Genomic DNA, 16,049 nt, shown 5'->3' on the forward strand with positions numbered 1-16,049 from the left:
ACGCCATGGGCCGCTCGCCGGTGCCAGTGCGCTGGCAGGAGTGCAAGGAGGCCAGCACAGCTCGATAATGGCCTGATGCCTCGCTCCACCCAACAGCTCCACCCCTTCCGCGAACCCGTCGTCACCCGCCCCGCCGCCACCGTGCTGCTACTGCGCGATGCCACCGCCGCTGACGGCGGGGGCGGGATCGAGGTGCTGATGACGCGGCGCTCCGACAAGGCCAGCTTTGCTCCGGGCGCCTACGTGTTCCCCGGCGGCGGCATCGACGCGCTGGATGCGGCCCCCGACACCCACGGGGCCGCTGACCGCCGCCCCACGCAGAGCGACCTGCACCTCACGCAGGCGATCGCCGCCATCCGCGAGAGCTTTGAAGAGCTGGGCATCCTGCTCGCGCGCCATACCGACGGCCCGCGCCAAGGGCAGATGGCCAATGCGCAGGACATCGCCGCCATCGACCGCCACCAGCCCTTTGTGGCGCAATGCGCCGCACGCGGGCTGCGGCTGGCGGCAGATGGCGTTTTTCTGCTCGCGCACTGGATCACGGACCGCGACCTGCCGCGCCGCTTTGATGTGCCGTTTCTGGTGGCACGCATGCCCGATGGCCAGGAGCCCGTGGCCGACGAGGCCGAGCAGTTCGAGCCCGTGTGGGTGCGCCCGGCCGACGCGCTGGCGCGGCACGAGGCGGGGCAGTTCTTCATGATCTTCCCGACCATCCGCACCCTGCAGCGGCTGGCCGCATTTGGCAGCACGCAGGCGGTGTTCGACGCGCTGAAAAGCGAAGCGCCGCTGTGGACCAGTTGCCCCCGCGCGGGCACGCTGGCAGGCAAAGAAGCGCGCTACATGGAAAGCGACATGCCCTACGGCGAGCTGGCCCTGGTTTGCCCCGACGGGCAGATCGTGCACCCGCTGGACTGGCAGACCGAGCGCCCCGTGCCCCTGCTGCGCAACGTGATGCGCCTCACCGCGCCCAACCCCGGCGTGATGACCGGCCCCGGCACCAACAGCTACCTGGTGGGCGACCCAGCCACGGGGTTCATCGCCATCGACCCCGGCCCGGCGGACCCCGAGCACCTGGACAAACTCTGGCGCGCTGCAGGCGGCGACATCCGCATGATCGTGTGCACCCATTCGCACCCCGATCACTCGCCGGGCGCCGCGCCGCTGCAGGCGCTGTGTGTGCAGGCAGGCAAGCCCCAGCCGCCCATCCTGGGCCTGCCCTCGGCCCCCACGGCACGCGCCGCCAGCCAGTTCACGCCCGACCGATTGCTACAAAATAATGAGCTACTAAGGCTTGATGGTCGCGCGGGGGAGGCCCAAATCACCCATACCCTGCAAGCCATCCACACCCCCGGCCATGCGGCCAACCATGTGTGCCTGCTGCTGGTGGAAGACGGCCTGCTCTTCAGCGGCGACCACATCCTGAACGGCAGCACCACGGTGGTGGACCCACCGGACGGCAACATGGCCGACTACCTCGATTCACTGGACCGGCTGGATGCCGTCTGCGCCGAGCATGGCGTGGAGTTCATCCTGCCCGCGCACGGCTATGTGCTCGGCGATGCGCGCGGCGCCATCGCCAAGCTCAAGACCCACCGCCTGGCGCGCGAGGCCAAGGTGCTGGCCGCCATGCAGGCCCTGCCCCAGGGCAGCATGGAAGACTGGGTGCGCCACGCCTACGACGACGTGCCGCCGCGCATGTGGCCGGTGGCGCAGCGCTCGCTGCTGGCGCATGTGGAGCGCATCCGCTCCCAGCGCCCCGGCAACAACTGAACCGAAGAACACCCAAACACAATCCCCCCGATTCAATGACCGAGAAGAACCCCGACCCCACCCACATCCGCTTGGCCAAACGCGTGGCCGAACAACTGAACTGCTCGCGCAGCACGGCCGAGCAATTCATTGAGGGCGGCTTTGTGAGCGTGGACGGCCAGATCGAGGAAGCTCCTGGTGCCCGCGTGCGCCCCGATCAGGCTGTGGCCGTGGCGCCCGATGCCAGCCTGCTGGAGCTGACCCCGGTGACCTTGCTGCTGCACAAGCCCGCAGGGTTTGAAGCCGGCCTGGGGCTGCCAGGCGCACCCACAGGGCCAGCGGCCCACGCCAGCCGCAGCCAGGGGGCGCAGCAGGCGCTCGCGCTGCTCAACGCCGTGTCCCACCTGCCCGAAGACGCCTCGGGCATCCGCGTGCTGCAGCGCCACTTCAAGCAGCTCGAATGCTTCACGCCCCTGCCCACCGAGGCCAGTGGCCTCGTGGTCTACACGCAGGACAAGCGCATCGCGCGCAAGCTGGCCGAAGACATCGAGGTGCTGGAGCAGGAATGCATCGTCGAGGTGAAGGGCGACATCGCCCCCAACGGCCTGCAGCGCCTGTGCCACGGCCTCAGCTTCAACGGCCGCCCGCTGCCGCCCATCAAGGTGAGCTGGCAAAACGAAACCAAGCTGCGCTTTGCGCTCAAGGGCATTCGCCCCGGCCAGATCCCGGCCATGTGCGAGGCCGTGGGCCTCTCGGTGGTGGGCATCAAGCGCATCCGCATCGGCCGCGTGCCACTGGCCAAGGTGCCCGAGGGGCAATGGCGCTATCTGCAGCCGTGGGAGAAGTTCTGAGACGGTATGAATCATGCCCGGATATGCTCCTGAAAACATAGCTATCCAGGCATGATGGCCGCGCGCTGACGGCCTTTTTTTCATGATTCCCTTGCGCAGGGGCCGCTGCTACACTGCGCAGCACTCAGGAGGGAGTTCATGAACCAACAACAATCCGGTGGCGCGGCAGGGCCGATGTCCACCTTCATGCCACAGAACATCGATGCCCACCCCATCGAATTCACCGGCAGCGGTGGCGAGTATTTCCGGGTGTGGATCGTCAACGTGCTGCTGTCCATCGTCACGCTGGGCATCTACACCCCCTGGGCCCGGCGCCGTACCGCCCAGTACTTTTACAGCCACACCCTGGTGGCGGGCAGCCCCCTCGAATTCACCGCGCAGCAGCGCAAGATGGTGATGGGTTTTGTGATGCTGATGATGCTCACCATTGCCTACAACATCGCCGTCCGAACCGGGCAGGACACGGCCGTGGGCCTGTTCCTTCTGGCGGGTGCGGCGCTGGCCCCGTTCATCTGGGCCAGCGCCATGCGTTTTCGCCTTGGGGCCACGCGCTGGCGCGGCCTGCGGCTGCAATTCACCGCGAGCTGGAAAGAGGTCTACATCGCCAGCTGGCCCGTGTTTGCACTGGCACTGGTGTGGTTTGGCGTGTTCTTCGGCCTGCAGATGCTCTCACCCGACCTGGCGCAGGCCATGGACGCCGTCGAGGAAGAAGGCAAGAAAGCCCCCATGCCCAGCTTCACCCCGGCCATGGGCGGCTTGCTGCTGCTGGGCCCGGTGCTGTCGATCCTGTGTTTCATCCGGCTGGAATACAACTTCAAGAGCCTGCTGGTGCTCAAGGCCCAGATCGGCGCCGAAAAAGGCCGCTGGAAGCCGGTCTACATGGACTTTGTGAAGATCTGGCTGGCCACTGTGGCCGTGTTCATCCTGTGTGTGGTGGGCATCGCCGCCCTGGTGGGCGTGCTCGCGGGCAGCTCCATCGCGCTGATGGCCAGCCAGAGCGAGCGCATGGGCCTGTGGATGATCGTGGTGGGCATCGTGGCTGCCGTGGTGGGTTTCTTCATGCTGATCCTGGCCTCGGCCCCCGCCCGGGCCTACCGTGAGGCGCGCATGTTCCAGCTCATGTGGAACAACATCGGCGTGAGCCATGTGGCCCGCTTCAAAAGCCGCCTCAAGAGCAGCAGCTATGTGTGGCTGCGCATCAAGAACATCCTGCTCACCCTGCTCACGCTGGGCCTGTACCGCCCGTTTGCGCGGGTGAGTGAATACCGCATGAAGGTCGAGTCCGTCACCCTGCACGTCAAGGGTGGCGTGGAACAGGTGGCCGGTGCCATGGTGCGCCAGCAGCAGGGCGGCCTGGGCGATGCGCTGGCAGATGCTGCTGGCCTCGACCTCATCGGTTGAGCATGTCGGCATCCGAGCACACCACCCTGGTCCCAGGGCGCTGGTTTGACGGCCAGAGCAGCAAGGCCCGGCATGTGATGGTGAGCCTGCGACCCACGCCGCAGGGTCCATCGCTGGTGCTGCACCCGCTTTCGCAGCCCGGAGCCGAGCCCGTGGTCTTTGCCTGGAAACAGGTGGGCTGGCCCGAAGCCTGGAACGAGCGCAAGCCCCAGCCCCGCGTGGTCGTGGATCTGCGCGACCATGGCAGCGTAGAGATCGACGCCGTGACCGAATGGCGCGTCGCCCTGGCCGCTGCAGGCGAACGCCCCGGCATCGCACAACGCATGCAGACCCGCTGGCCCGTACTGCTGGGCGTGACGGCCGCCGCCGTCATCGGCCTCACGCTGTTCTACCGCTACGGCACGCCCTGGGCCGCCACGCAGCTCACACGGTTTGTGCCCCTGGGCTGGGAAACCAGCGTGGCCGAGAACGTGCTCCAGCAGATGGACAACGGCACCTTGAAGCCCAGCAAGCTCCCCAAGGAGCGGCAGCAGCAACTCCAGGCACGCTTTAATACATTGGTGCAACAAGCCCCCGCCACGCTGCACCGCTACGCACAGTACAACCCGCCCCTGTCACTGGAGTTCCGCTCGGGCATGGGCGCCAACGCCTTTGCCCTGCCCGGCGGCAAGATCGTGATGACCGATGGCATTGTGAAAGCCGCCGCCGACAAGGGCCTGCCCGACGACGCCCTGGTGGGCGTGCTGGCCCACGAGATCGGCCATGTCGTGCACCGCCACACCACCCGCATGGTGGTGGAGCAAGGCGTGCTCAACGTCGGCCTGGGCCTTGCACTGGGAGACGTGTCGGCCATTGTCTCCACCGGGGCCTCGGTGATGACGGGCCTGGCCTACAGCCGCAGCCACGAGCGCGAAGCCGACTGCTACGCCATCGCCCTCATGCGCCACACCGCGCTGCCCACGGCGCCCATGGGCAAGCTGCTGCTGGCCATTGCGCGTGACGAGGAAGACGAAGAGAGCAAGGACAAGGGCAGCGACAAGGACAAAAAAGCGGCCGGCGACAACCCAGCCGATGCTGCCCACGCCCCCACGCCCCAATCCGCCGCCAGCGCACCCGACGCCACACGCAAACGCAAGCTGGGCCAGGAGGCCGAATCCCACCCGGTCTGGTCGCTGCTCAGCAGCCACCCCGAGACGGTGAAACGCGCCACCGAACTGGAGCAAGGGCATGCGCCGCACTGCGCCAAAAATTGAATGAATGGTTGAAAGCGGTGCCCAGGGCGGGCACCGCACCCGCGTGCCAGCGCGGGACAAAAAATAAAGTGTGAAGCACGCCGATAAGCCGGATTCTGTGCACCACGGTTGCCCGCAGTGTGACCGCCATTAATCTGGGCCGGGTGTCGCCACCACGGCTCGGTGCTACCTACCCGCCAGCTCTGCGGAACCACATCAACGCTGGCCTACTTGGTATTGCTGCGCGTAGAGATTGCCCGTTTCACCCCCGGTGGTTTGCCTTGCGGCACTCCCCCGGGACTCGTCTCTGTTGCTCTGATCCTCACCTCACGGTGGGCAGCCGTTAGCTGCTACGCTGTCCTGTGCAGTCCGGACGTTCCTCCAGTGCCTGGTTTCCCAGATTGCACCAGCGGCGGTCTGGCGTGCTTCACAAGCGAGATTATCGCCCAGCACCCGATGCCCGCTCCCAATCCAGCCCAAATCGCGCCAGGTACTTGCGCAGCCGATCCGCATCGTTGACCACGGTGCGCTGCGTGCGCGAGGCCTGGAACAGCACGCGCCCCGCGTCCGACAAGGTGCGGGACTGGCGGCAGACCTGCAGTACGGCGGCCAATTGCAACTGGTCGAAGAGGTCCATGGACTCCACCACCTCGTCCCCCAGCAAAGCCTCGAGTTCGTCGCGCCCTACCGCGCCTGCGACGGGAGCCAGGCCATGGCGCGCGTCGCTTGCGGCCTGCCACAGCCAGCTCAGACGGGCGATCTCGGCCTCCACCAGCGGCAGGCCGATGCGTCCGCTGTCTGCAAGCGTGGCCAGGCGCGTGACACTGGCCGACAGGTCGCGGAAGTTGCCGGTCCACAGCGCTTCGGGCGACTGTGCATAGCGCAAGTAGGCGGCGCGCGCCTCGTTGGAAAAGCGCACGCTGCGGCCCAGCTCTTCGCCCGCGCGCTGCAGCAGGTGGTCCACGTTGGGCTCGATGTCTTCGGGCCGCTGGGCCAGGCCAGGCAGCACATAGCTCCAGAGGTTGATGCGCGCAAACAGGTCTTCGCGAAAGCGCCCGGCTGCCACCTCGGTGCGCAGGTCGCGGTTGGTGCCGGCCACCAACTGAAAATCGCTCTCCACCTCGCGGTCGCTGCCCAGGGGGTAGAAGCGCTTTTCTTCCACGGCCTTGAGCAGCATGGCCTGCTCATCCGGGCCCAGCTCGCCAATCTCGTCGAGGAACAGCACGCCCTTGTGCGCCGTGCGCAGCAGGCCCGCGCGGTCGGCCGCCGCGCCGGTGAACGAACCTTTCTTGTGGCCAAACAGCGTGGACGCCGCGCCGTCACCATGCAGCGTGGCGCAGTTCACTTCCACAAACTCGCCCTCCACCTGGTGGCGCGCCTTCTTCAGTTCGTACATGCGCCGCGCCAGGTGTGACTTGCCCGCGCCCGTGGGCCCAGTGAACAGGATGGGCGCGCGCGAACGCACTGCCACCCGCTCCACCTCGTCGATCAGCGCATTGAAGCGGGCATTGCGCGTGGCAATGCCGCTTTTGAGGAACTGCACCGCGTTCTGCTGCTCGGCGCCAAAGCGCTGCGCGATCACGTCGTAGCGCGACAGGTCCAGGTCGATCAGCGTGTAGCTGCCCGGGTCGCCGATGCGCTGGCGCTTGGGGGGCGAGGTCTGCACCAGCACGCCCGGAATGCGGCGCGACTCCACCAGCAAAAACAGGCAGATCTGCGCGACATGCGTGCCCGTGGTGATGTGCGTCCAGTACGCCTCGCGCTCGGTGTCAAACCGGTAGGCCTGCGTCCAGTCGTACAGCTGGGCATAGACCTCGCCAAAGTCCCAGGGGTCGGCGATGGGCAGCGGCACCAGGTTCACCGTGGTCTCGGGCGAGGCGGTGGCCATGTCCGCACGCACCTGGTGGGCCAGCTCGCGGTGCGGCGGGGTGTAGAGCAGTTCCAGCCGCTCGATCACCACGTCCTCATGCTGCACCAGGGACACGGTGGGACGCCATTTCTCCCACCGGCCAGCGCCCTTGCCAGAGTCCAGCTGGGTGCCCAGGAAGCCGATGACCACCTTGTTTTTGCGCATGTATTTTTGTCTATTTAACTAGCTTTCATTCTAGTTATTTTGACATATGCATACCGCCCCAATCTCGTGCAATAGAAAATATCTCCATAAAAATCAACAGCTTGCGCAAATTAAATGCCACTCACTGCAAGCTGGCACACATCTGGCAATAGAAAAAGCATCCAGCGCAAGCGGTGACCGCTCACAGGCCGGGGTTAGGACAGCCGTCTGCCCCGCCGGTGCCGGGCCTCCGGGGCCTTCGGGTTCTGTCGATGTTCTGCATGCCGCACATCGCAAACGCTGGGTATTGGCAAGGTCTTGGTGACGCCTCGCAAGAGGAGATGCCGGGTTCGACTCCCGGCTTGCCACCTTTGGTAGCTCATTGGTAGAGCAACCTCGCAAGAGGTCTGTAGCAGGTTCGACTCCTGCCCATTACTCCGGCCGCAAGGCTGGAACTTTGTACCGGTCGAAAGACCACCCGCCGAACGCGGGGAGAGGCCCCGAGGTTGCGCCGCAACCGCAAGGGAGTCACCCCGTCAGCCGGTGGCGGTTTGTGCCAGCACCCGGCACAGCCCGCGCCCGCAGCCAGCCGCGCTGCCTCCCTTCCCGCTGGGGATGGGGGCAGCCACCACGGCGCACTGCACGGCCCAGGCTGCGCCCCCTGGCACCCCGCCACTGCTGTAACGGCAACCCGATATGTGACGAGTGACTACAACGAAGAAGAAAGAGGAAAAAGAGATGCTGAAGTTGTTCCAACGCGCCACCGTGAAGAAAAACGAACGCGCCCTGCTGCTGCGCAATGGCAGCTTTGACCGCGTGCTGCGCAGCGGCACCTACTGGCTGTTTGCAGGCACCGACGATCTGCGCGTGGAGACCTTCGCCCTCGAACAACCCGCCTTCACCCACGGCCTGGCCGAGTACCTGATGGCGCAGGAGCCCGCCGTGGTGGCGGCCGAGTTTGTGCAGGTGAGCCTGTCGGAAACCGAAGTGGGCCTGCGCAGTGAAAACGGTGTGCTGGTCGAGATCCTGCCCCCTGGCACCCACCGTCTTTATTGGAAAGGCTTGGTGGATGTGAGCGTGCAAGTGGTGGACTTGCAAGCAGGCGCTGAACTGCCCGCCGCACTGGTGGCGCGATTGACGCAAACCCAGCTGCGCCAGCGCAGCGTGACCGGATTGGCCGGTGTGCTGCAGGTGCAGGTGCCCGAGTGCCAGTGCGGCCTGCTGACGGTGGATGGCAAGGTGGAACGCCTGCTGGCCGCAGGCACCTACGCCTTCTGGAAGTACGGCCGCACCGTGGCTGTGGAGCTGGTGGACCTGCGCCTACAAGCCGTGGAAGTGTCGGGCCAGGACATCATGACCCGCGACAAGGTGAGCCTGCGCCTGAATCTGTGCGCCACCTACCGCTACACCGATGTGCTGCGCGCCTTTGCCCAGTTGCAAAAGCCTGCCGACCACCTGTACCGCGAGCTGCAGTTTGCGCTGCGCGCCGCCGTGGGCACCCGCACGCTCGATGAGCTGCTGGAGAACAAGACGGTGATCGACGAGGTGGTGACCGCACACATGGCCGCCAAGCTGCAGCCCTATGGCATGCAACTGGAAAGCGTGGGCGTGAAGGACATCGTGCTGCCCGGCGAGATGAAAGCAATCCTGACCCAGGTAGTGCAAGCCCAGAAGCAGGCCGAGTCCAACGTGATCCGCCGCCGCGAAGAAACCGCCGCCACACGCTCGCTGCTCAACACGGCCAAGGTGATGGAGGACAACCCCGTCGCCCTGCGCATGAAAGAGCTGGAGACACTGGAACGCGTGGCCGAACGCATCGACAAGATTTCGGTGTTTGGCGGCCTGGACCAGGTGCTGAATGGGCTGGTGAAAATGAGATGAAAGATGAGCATGAAGAAGCAATCGACACCCGCCGCTACCCCGCTGGAAGCCGCCACACAGGCGGTCTACCAGGCCTTTGCACGCTACGACGCACCGCATGGCCTGCTGGACGTGTGTACTGCCTGCTGCATGGATGCTGAACTGGAACGCGAAATGCGACATCTGCCGCTGCGCCAACTGACCCAGAGGCACTTCTACGAGTACAACGATTCGGCCAAGAGCCAGGTGCAGCCCGCAGATGAGATCAAATATCTGGCCCCACGGCTGCTGGAACTGCTGGCCGAAGGCGCCCGACTGCACCACTCCACCGAGCTGTACCTGGACCGCTTGGGGCGGTGCGAGCCCGGCTCGTTCTCAGCGACGAAACAGGCGGCGCTGCAGGGCTTTGCGCTGGCGTACTTTGCACAAGGGTTGGAGCAATGGCCCGCCACCAGCGATTCACTCTTCCAGGGCGATAACGCTTTCTCCATTCTGCTGATGTGGGCCTATGCCCGCGTGCCGCTGGAGCCCCTGCTGCAACACTGGCTGGACTGCGAAAGCGACGCATCGACCCTGAACTTTGTGGACGCGTGCTATTGGGACTATGTGTGGAATGCCAACCAGATGGGCAATGCGTTTGCCACGGACCAGGTCGAATACAAACGCACCATGGAGGAATGGCTGAACAGGCCAGCCACCAAAGCGCGTTGGACGGAAAAGCTCATGCGGCTGGTGGATGCGGGCCCCACCAGTTCCTGGCTGCCAGCGGGGGCCTTGGACCATCAGTGCTACCCGCTCCCGGAACGGATCAGCGCGGTCTTTGACGCAATGACGGCATGACGAACATCGCCGCCAAAAAGAAACACAACGAAGAAACAACGAGAAAAGAACCATGAACTACGAACAACTCGAAATCCCGAACGGCGTGCCCGTGAAGATGTGGACCAACGGCGTGCCCGTGGAAGAAGACGCCAAGAACCAGCTGCGCAACATTGCTCGCCTGCCCATCGTGTTCAAGCACGTGGCGGCGATGCCCGATGTGCACCTCGGGATCGGCGCGACCATCGGCTCGGTGGTGCCCACCCTCAAGGCCATCATCCCTGCTGCGGTGGGGGTGGACCTGGGGTGCGGAATGATGGCGTGCAAAACCACGCTGACCGCGAGCGATCTGCCGGACAACCTGTCTGGCGTGCGCACCGCCATTGAACGCGCCGTGCCCGTGGGGATGACCCCCAAGCGCTTTGGCCGCGACAAGGGAAGCTGGGACACGCCGCCTGCAGAAACCGACCGCGCCTGGGCCGCGCTGGTGGATGAGTTCGATGAGATTTGCGAAGCGCATCCGCGCATCAAGAACACGAACAACTACAAGCACCTGGGAACGCTCGGAACGGGCAACCACTTCATCGAAATCTGCCTGGACGAACACCAGAGCGTGTGGGTGATGCTGCACTCCGGCTCGCGCGGTGTGGGGAACGCCATCGGCACCCACTTCATCGAGCTGGCCAAGAAAGACGCCGAGATGAACCAGCGCAACCTGCCCGATAAAGACCTGGCGTATTTTGAAGAAGGCGCGCAGTACTTTGGCGACTACGTGAAGGCCGTGGGGTGGGCGCAGAAATTCGCCGCCGCCAACCGCGAAGTGATGATGGGCCGCGTGATTGCCGCGCTGCGCAAGGTGATCACCAAGCCGTTCGAGACGCACATTGAGGCGGTGAACTGCCACCACAACTACGTGCAGCGCGAAACGCACTTCGGGCAGGACGTGTTCGTGACCCGCAAGGGCGCAGTGAGTGCTGAGCAAGGCAAGCTGGGAATCATCCCAGGGAGCATGGGGGCCAAGAGCTTCATCGTGCGCGGAAAAGGCAACCCCGAGAGCTTCAACAGCTGCAGCCACGGCGCGGGCCGAACGATGAGCCGCACCAAGGCCAAGAAGCTGTTCACCGTGGAAGACCAGATCAAGGCGACCGAAGGCGTGGAATGCCGAAAGGATGCCGATGTGATTGACGAGATCCCGATGGCGTACAAGAACATCGACGCGGTGATGGCGGCGCAGGAGGATCTGGTGGAGGTGGTTTACACGCTCAAGCAGGTGGTGTGTGTGAAGGGGTAGCCCCGTGCGGCGCTGAGGACAGCGTCGCACCATTTACTATATTTTTGATAGCTACCAGCGCTTAACCATCAGGCGCAGGAGCCATTTTTCATGCAAAAAGAACAACAAGAAATGCTGCACTCCGCCCACCCGGTGGAGCCGCACATGCGCGCCCAGGTGATGCAGGAGCTGCAGCGGATCACCCTCGACGGCTCCACTGGCGAGGGTGGCGGCCAAATCCTGCGTACCGGGCTGGCGCTTGCCATGGTCACGGGTCGGCCGCTGCACATCACCCGCATCCGCGCCGGGCGCACTAAGCCGGGCCTCATGCGCCAGCACCTGGCCTGTGTGCAGGCGGCCGCCGCCGTATGCGGCGGGCAGGCGGAGGGCGCCGAGCTGGGGTCGCAAACGCTGGTATTCACACCGGGTGCGGTGCGCGCGGGCGACTACCAGTTTCAGATCGCCACAGCGGGCAGCTGCCTGCTGGTGCTGCAGACCGTGCTGCCCGCGCTGATGCTGGCCGATGGCGAGAGCCGCGTGCAGCTTTCGGGTGGCACACACAATCCAATGGCACCGCCGTTTGATTTTCTGGAGCGGGCCTTTGCGCCGCTGGTGCGGCGGCTGGGCGTGGGGCTGGAGCTGCAATTGCAGCGGCGCGGTTTTTACCCCGCCGGGGGCGGCGAGCTGGTGGCGCGCATTGCGCCCTCAGCGCAGCCGCTCACGCCCGTGGATGCAAGGGAGCGCGGGGCATTGCTGAACGCCTATGGCGAAGCGCTGGTGCCGGGCCTGGCGCGCAACATTGCCACGCGGGAGCTGGAGGCGCTGGGCCAGCGCATGGGCTGGACGTTTGAGGGCGGCCAGTTGCGCCAACCGCCCACGCGCCAGAACGAAGGGCCGGGCAATGCGCTGATCGCCACGCTGGAATACGAGCAGGTGATCGAGGTGTTCTGCCAGCTGGGCGAACGCCACCTGTCGGCCGAGCAGGTGGCCAAGCGGCTGGTGGACGAGGTGCGCGGCTACCAGCGCAGCACGGGCGCCCTGGGCCCGCACCTGGCTGATCAGTGGATGCTGCCGCTGGCCCTGGCGGTGTGGCGCAGTGGGCAGGCCGCCAGCTACACCTGCAGCGAGGTGACGCAGCACACGGCCACCAACGCGCAGACGATTGCGCTCGGGCTGCCGGTGCGTGTACAGATCACGCCCGTGGAACGCGCCATGCAGGTGGAGATCCTGCCCGCACCCTAAGAGCCTGTTTGCGATCTCGCAGAGGATCGCACACAGGTTCTGACAGGGCGGCCAAGCACCTGGATCAACGTCCTGGCTATATCCATATCACCAGGGCTGTAGAACAACTGGTTCAGAATGCGCCTCACATCCTTCCCCTTGGACCCACCCGACATTTCACAGGAGACGCCATGAAAGTTGACAACATTCTGCAGACCATCGGCAACACGCCCCACGTGCGCATCAACCGCCTGTTTGGCCCTGCCGCCAGCGTGTGGGTGAAGTCCGAGCGCAGCAACCCAGGCGGCTCCATCAAGGACCGCATTGCGCTGTCGATGGTGGAAGACGCGGAAAAGTCCGGCGCACTGAAACCCGGCGGCACCATCATCGAGCCGACCAGCGGCAACACCGGCATCGGCCTGGCGCTGGTAGCGGCGGTCAAGGGCTACAAGCTGATTCTGGTGATGCCCGACAGCATGAGCATCGAACGCCGCCGCCTGATGCTGGCCTATGGCGCGCAGTTTGACCTGACCCCGCGCGAGAAGGGAATGAAGGGCGCGATTGCCCGTGCGCAGGAGCTGCAGGCGCAGACGCCCGGATCGTGGATCCCCCAGCAGTTCGAGAACCCCGCCAACATCGACATCCATGTGCGCACCACGGCACAGGAGATCCTGGCGGACTTCCCCGAGGGCATCGACGTGCTGATCACGGGCGTGGGCACGGGCGGCCACATCACAGGCGTTGCCAAGGTGCTCAAGGCGAAGTTCCCCCAGCTGAAGGTGTTTGCGGTCGAGCCCACGGCCTCGCCCGTGATCTCGGGCGGCCAGCCTTCGCCCCACCCGATCCAGGGCATTGGCGCAGGCTTCATCCCCAAGAACCTGGACACCAGCCTGCTCGACGGCGTGATCCAGGTCGATGCCGAACCCGCGCGCGAATTTGCGCGCCGCGCAGCGCGCGAAGAGGGCCTGCTGGTGGGTATCTCGTCGGGCGCCACGCTGGCGGCCATTGCCCAAAAGCTGCCCGAGCTGCCTGCGGGCGCCAAGGTGCTGGGCTTCAACTACGACACGGGCGAGCGCTACCTGTCGGTGGAAGGTTTCCTGCCTGCCTGAGGGCAGAAAATACAAGCAAAAAAGGCCGTTTGCGCGCGACCATCAAGCGCTTAAAGCTACTTAATTGATAGCATTCAAGCTTTGACAGCTTGCGCCCCAAGGCCCGCCGCCCGGCGGGCCTTTTGTCTTGGCACTGGTCAGCGGGTCCACCCCGGTAAAATCATGGCCCCACGACTTTGCAAGCCGCCCGATAACCACGGGCCCGCAAGACCATGATCCGACTCTCCGAAATCCGGCTGCCCTTCACCGTGGCCGAAGCCCCCGAGGCACCCCTGCGCGCCGCTGCCGCCAAGATCTTGGGCCTGGCAGACACCGACATTGCCCACCTGCACGTCTTCAAGCGCAGCTTTGATGCACGCAAGGTAGACCTGCTGGCCGTCTACATCGTGGACGTGACATTGGCCCAACCCGCACGCGAAGCCGCGCTGCTGGCCCAGTTTGCAGGCAACCCACACATCCAGCCCACGCCCGACATGGCCTGGCACCCCGTGGGCCAGGCACCTGCCGACCTGCCCCTGCGCCCCGTGGTGGTGGGCTTTGGGCCCTGCGGCATTTTTGCGGCGCTGGTGCTGGCGCAAATGGGCTTCAAGCCCATCGTGCTGGAGCGCGGCAAGACCGTGCGCGAACGTACCAAGGACACCTGGGGCCTGTGGCGCAAGCGCGAGCTGCATGCCGAAAGCAACGTGCAGTTTGGCGAAGGTGGCGCCGGCACGTTCAGCGACGGCAAGCTCTACAGCCAGATCAAGGACCCGCGCCACCTGGGCCGCAAGGTGATGAACGAGTTCGTCAAAGCCGGTGCGCCCGAAGAAATCCTGTATGTCGCCCACCCGCACATCGGTACCTTCAAGCTGGTGAAGGTGGTGGAAAACCTGCGCGAGCAGATCATTGCGCTGGGCGGCGAGATCCGCTTTGAGCAGCGCGTGACGGATGTGGTCATCGAAGGCACAGGCGGTGCGCGCCACCTGCGCGGCCTCAAGGTGCTGAACCAGGCCACGGGCGAGACGACTGAGCTGCGCGCCGACCATGTGGTGATGGCGCTGGGCCACAGCTCGCGCGACACCTTTGCCATGCTGTACCAGCGCGGCGTGGCCATGGAGGCCAAGCCTTTTTCCATCGGTTTCCGCATCGAGCACCCGCAGGGCGTCATCGACCGCGCCCGCTGGGGCCGCCACGCGGGCCACCCGCTGCTGGGCGCAGCCGACTACAAGCTGGTGCACCACGCCGCCAATGGCCGCGCGGTGTACAGCTTCTGCATGTGCCCCGGCGGCACCGTGGTGGCCGCCACCAGCGAGCCCCACCGCGTGGTGACCAACGGCATGAGCCAGTATTCGCGCAACGAGCGCAATGCCAACGCGGGCATGGTGGTGGGCATCGACCCCCGCGACTACCCGCAGGACGCGCAGGCGTTTGAAACCCACCTGGGCCAGACCTATGGCGTGGAGGCGCTGCCGGCCGGGCAGTTCCATCCCCTGTCGGGCAGCGTGCTGCAGCGCCAGCTCGAATCCAACGCCTTTGTGCTGGGCGGGCGCGACTACAGTGCGCCGGGCCAGTTGGTGGGCGAGTTCATCGCGGGCAAGCCTTCGACCCAGCTGGGCAGCGTGGAGCCCTCGTACAAGCCCGGCGTGGCGCTGGGCGATTTGCACGCCGCCCTGCCCGGCTACGCCATTGAGGCACTGCGCGAGGCCCTGCCCGTGTTCGGCCGCAAGATCAAGGGCTTTGACATGCACGACGCCGTGCTGACGGGCGTGGAAACACGCACCTCGTCGCCGCTCAAGATCGGGCGCGGCGAGAACCTGCAAAGTCTGAACACGCCGGGCCTGTACCCGGCGGGCGAAGGCGCCAGCTATGCGGGCGGCATTCTGTCGGCCGGGGTGGATGGCATCAAGGTGGGCGAGGCCGTGGCGCGCAGCCTGCTCGGCACCGCCGCATGATGCGGGCGCCCAGCCTGCCGCAGTTTGCAGCGGCGGCCCTGGCCATGGCCGCCGTGGTGCTGGCGTCCAACATCCTCGTCCAGTTCCCGCTCAATGACTGGCTCACCTGGGGCGCCATCACCTACCCGGTGGCCTTTCTGGTGAGCGAGCTGGTGAACCGCGCCCACGGCCCGCAGCAGGCGCGGCGGGTGGCGTGGGTGGGGTTTGCGGTGGCGGTGGCGGCCTCGCTGGTGCTGGCGCCGGTGCGCATTGCCATCGCGTCGGGCACCGCGTTTTTGCTCTCGCAGTGGCTGGACATCAGCGTGTTCCACCGCCTGCGCCACGGCACCTGGTGGCGCGCGCCGCTGGTGGCCACGCTGCTCGCAGCGGTGCTGGACACCGCCGTGTTCTGGAGCATTGCGTTTGCAGGCACCAGCGACCCGTGGATCACCTGGGCACTGGGTGACCTCGCGGTGAAGCTGGGGCTGGGCGTGGCGCTGCTGCTGCCGTTTCGCCTGCTCATCGGCAGCCGACTGGCTTCGCCCCGCCGCACGGCCTGAGCCGCGGGGCGCCC

Annotated in this window: 12 protein-coding genes, 1 tRNA gene and 1 other RNA gene; 12 read left to right on the forward strand and 2 right to left on the reverse strand. The window is 65.7% G+C overall.

What is annotated here, in order from left to right:
* The first annotated feature begins 75 nt into the window (after window positions 1–75).
* The 4 genes from AvAM_RS10290 to AvAM_RS10305 all read left to right on the forward strand — a co-directional run bounded on the left by AvAM_RS10290 (window position 76) and on the right by AvAM_RS10305 (window position 5,254).
* Entirely contained in the window at window positions 76–1,770 is a 1,695-nt protein-coding gene (locus AvAM_RS10290; protein WP_137746958.1) for an MBL fold metallo-hydrolase, read from the forward strand.
* A gap of 35 nt (window positions 1,771–1,805) precedes the next feature.
* Entirely contained in the window at window positions 1,806–2,600 is a 795-nt protein-coding gene (locus AvAM_RS10295; protein ID WP_137746959.1) for an rRNA pseudouridine synthase, read from the forward strand.
* 138 nt (window positions 2,601–2,738) lie between these two features.
* Window positions 2,739–4,001 carry a YjgN family protein gene (locus tag AvAM_RS10300; RefSeq protein WP_137746960.1) on the forward strand — a complete coding sequence of 421 codons (1,263 nt, stop codon included), beginning with the start codon at window positions 2,739–2,741 and terminating at the stop codon, window positions 3,999–4,001.
* Window positions 4,002–4,003: 2 nt separating this feature from the next.
* Window positions 4,004–5,254: a M48 family metallopeptidase gene (locus tag AvAM_RS10305; RefSeq protein WP_137746961.1), complete on the forward strand. Its 1,251-nt coding sequence runs from the start codon at window positions 4,004–4,006 to the stop codon at window positions 5,252–5,254.
* A 68-nt stretch (window positions 5,255–5,322) separates the two neighbouring features.
* Here AvAM_RS10305 and rnpB read toward each other — a convergent pair.
* Window positions 5,323–5,662, reverse strand: an RNA gene (gene rnpB / locus AvAM_RS10310) — RNase P RNA component class A.
* 10 nt (window positions 5,663–5,672) lie between these two features.
* Window positions 5,673–7,307 carry an RNA repair transcriptional activator RtcR gene (gene rtcR / locus AvAM_RS10315; RefSeq protein ID WP_137746962.1) on the reverse strand — a complete coding sequence of 545 codons (1,635 nt, stop codon included), beginning with the start codon at window positions 7,305–7,307 and terminating at the stop codon, window positions 5,673–5,675.
* A gap of 352 nt (window positions 7,308–7,659) precedes the next feature.
* Between rtcR and AvAM_RS25635 the strand changes: the two genes are divergently transcribed.
* The 8 genes from AvAM_RS25635 to AvAM_RS10350 all read left to right on the forward strand — a co-directional run bounded on the left by AvAM_RS25635 (window position 7,660) and on the right by AvAM_RS10350 (window position 16,035).
* Window positions 7,660–7,723, forward strand: a tRNA-OTHER gene (locus AvAM_RS25635).
* 301 nt (window positions 7,724–8,024) lie between these two features.
* Complete coding sequence (locus tag AvAM_RS10320) at window positions 8,025–9,167, forward strand: slipin family protein (protein ID WP_137746963.1); 1,143 nt, start codon at window positions 8,025–8,027, stop codon at window positions 9,165–9,167.
* A gap of 3 nt (window positions 9,168–9,170) precedes the next feature.
* Complete coding sequence (locus tag AvAM_RS10325) at window positions 9,171–9,986, forward strand: hypothetical protein (RefSeq protein ID WP_249368038.1); 816 nt, start codon at window positions 9,171–9,173, stop codon at window positions 9,984–9,986.
* Window positions 9,987–10,038: 52 nt separating this feature from the next.
* Complete coding sequence (locus AvAM_RS10330; RefSeq protein WP_137746964.1) at window positions 10,039–11,256, forward strand: RtcB family protein; 1,218 nt, start codon at window positions 10,039–10,041, stop codon at window positions 11,254–11,256.
* 159 nt (window positions 11,257–11,415) lie between these two features.
* The gene (gene rtcA / locus AvAM_RS10335; protein ID WP_171012196.1) at window positions 11,416–12,477 is read left to right on the forward strand and encodes an RNA 3'-terminal phosphate cyclase; all 1,062 of its coding nucleotides are present in this window, start codon (window positions 11,416–11,418) and stop codon (window positions 12,475–12,477) included.
* 170 nt (window positions 12,478–12,647) lie between these two features.
* Window positions 12,648–13,565, forward strand: coding sequence for a cysteine synthase A (cysK, locus tag AvAM_RS10340; RefSeq protein ID WP_137746965.1), 918 nt, complete (start codon window positions 12,648–12,650; stop codon window positions 13,563–13,565).
* 212 nt (window positions 13,566–13,777) lie between these two features.
* The gene (locus tag AvAM_RS10345; protein ID WP_137746966.1) at window positions 13,778–15,496 is read left to right on the forward strand and encodes an NAD(P)/FAD-dependent oxidoreductase; all 1,719 of its coding nucleotides are present in this window, start codon (window positions 13,778–13,780) and stop codon (window positions 15,494–15,496) included.
* The gene (locus tag AvAM_RS10350) at window positions 15,493–16,035 is read left to right on the forward strand and encodes a VUT family protein (RefSeq protein WP_137746967.1); all 543 of its coding nucleotides are present in this window, start codon (window positions 15,493–15,495) and stop codon (window positions 16,033–16,035) included. The genes AvAM_RS10345 and AvAM_RS10350 overlap by 4 nt, the downstream gene beginning before the upstream one ends.
* Window positions 16,036–16,049: the final 14 nt, after the last annotated feature.

This window comes from Acidovorax sp. NB1, from assembly GCF_005405905.1.
In the GTDB taxonomy this organism is placed as follows: Bacteria; Pseudomonadota; Gammaproteobacteria; order Burkholderiales; family Burkholderiaceae_C; genus Acidovorax.

Coding starts and splice junctions, on each gene's coding strand:
- AvAM_RS10290 (WP_137746958.1), top strand. CDS start 76: ATGCCTCGCTCCACCCAACAGCTCCACCCCTTCCGCGAACCCGTCGTC.
- AvAM_RS10295 (WP_137746959.1), top strand. CDS start 1,806: ATGACCGAGAAGAACCCCGACCCCACCCACATCCGCTTGGCCAAACGC.
- AvAM_RS10300 (WP_137746960.1), top strand. CDS start 2,739: ATGAACCAACAACAATCCGGTGGCGCGGCAGGGCCGATGTCCACCTTC.
- AvAM_RS10305 (WP_137746961.1), top strand. CDS start 4,004: ATGTCGGCATCCGAGCACACCACCCTGGTCCCAGGGCGCTGGTTTGAC.
- rtcR (WP_137746962.1), bottom strand. CDS start 7,307: ATGCGCAAAAACAAGGTGGTCATCGGCTTCCTGGGCACCCAGCTGGAC.
- AvAM_RS10320 (WP_137746963.1), top strand. CDS start 8,025: ATGCTGAAGTTGTTCCAACGCGCCACCGTGAAGAAAAACGAACGCGCC.
- AvAM_RS10325 (WP_249368038.1), top strand. CDS start 9,171: ATGAGCATGAAGAAGCAATCGACACCCGCCGCTACCCCGCTGGAAGCC.
- AvAM_RS10330 (WP_137746964.1), top strand. CDS start 10,039: ATGAACTACGAACAACTCGAAATCCCGAACGGCGTGCCCGTGAAGATG.
- rtcA (WP_171012196.1), top strand. CDS start 11,416: ATGCAGGAGCTGCAGCGGATCACCCTCGACGGCTCCACTGGCGAGGGT.
- cysK (WP_137746965.1), top strand. CDS start 12,648: ATGAAAGTTGACAACATTCTGCAGACCATCGGCAACACGCCCCACGTG.
- AvAM_RS10345 (WP_137746966.1), top strand. CDS start 13,778: ATGATCCGACTCTCCGAAATCCGGCTGCCCTTCACCGTGGCCGAAGCC.
- AvAM_RS10350 (WP_137746967.1), top strand. CDS start 15,493: ATGATGCGGGCGCCCAGCCTGCCGCAGTTTGCAGCGGCGGCCCTGGCC.